Consider the following 1,120-nt stretch of genomic DNA (forward strand, 5'->3'; position numbering starts at 1 on the left):
ATGATCAGGAGAAGGTTTCCCTGCAGGCTGCAAGTCATGCACTGGGAGATTATCGAAAGGCTTTCGAACAGTTTGTTGCCAGCCGCAAGCAAAGCGCTCGTAGTAGCGAAGCGATGAACACGCAAACCCGGCAAGTCAGCGAGTTGTTAGATAAGGCCAACCAATTTCAGAGCCAGGCGATTCAGCGCGATAGTCGCAACGCATACAGTCAGCTTGGCCTTATTAGCCTGCTGGCGTTAGCGCTGGGTATTGGCGCGAGTCTATTAATACGTCATTTAATACTGCAGCCGTTGCGTCGCGCTGTTCATTTGGCTCAGCAGGTTGCCGCAGGTGACCTGAGTTGTTTGCCTGATGGTGCAAGCGTTCGGCATGATGAGCTTGGGCAGCTATTGGATACCGTCAATAGCATGCTTGGTAGTCTGAGAGGTTTGGTTGGTCGAATTGGTACCGGGGTAGGCCTACTCAATGGAACGGCAGGGAGCCTGGCAGAAGTCATTAAGCGCAGCAGCCGGGGAGTTGAGAGACAACGAAACGAGACTGAAATCGCCGCTACCGCAATGCAACAGATGACTGCGATGGCCGGCGAAGTCGCACGTAACGTCAAGGACGCCAGTGTTGCAGTAGCCCTTGCTGATAACCAGGCGCGCGAAGGTGACGATTTAGCACGCCAAGCGGGGGCCAAGATCGACCAACTGGCTYTAGAAATGACCGGCTGCGCTGACGCAATGCAATCGTTACTGGCAGAAAGTACGGCTATTGGCGGCGTGCTTGATGTGATTAAAGCACTAGCAGAGCAGACTAATTTACTGGCGTTAAATGCGGCCATAGAAGCCGCGCGAGCAGGTGAGCACGGTCGTGGATTCGCTGTAGTAGCTGACGAAGTGCGTGGTTTGGCACGCCGGACGCAGAGTTCTACCGCCGAAATCGAGGACTTGATCAGTCGTCTGCGTGGAGTCGCACAGCAGGCAACGGAACGGCTACAGGGTAGCCATGAACTGACAGGTGAAACAGTGATCCTTGCTGGTCAGGCATCTCAGGCGCTGACACGAATTACTCGCGCCGTATCGAGCATTGAACAAATGAACAAAAAAATCTCAGGGGCCGCGGAGCAGCAACGGGT

At 54.3% G+C, this 1,120-nt stretch carries 1 protein-coding gene; it reads left to right on the forward strand.

All coding sequences use genetic code 11. From position 1 onward, the window contains the following. Positions 1-113: 113 nt before the first annotated feature. The coding region (locus AC1DRJ_RS28955; protein WP_477805148.1) for a methyl-accepting chemotaxis protein at positions 114-1,120 on the forward strand (1,007 nt) is incomplete at its 3' end.

This window comes from Pseudomonas sp. P5_B2 (assembly GCF_056400445.1).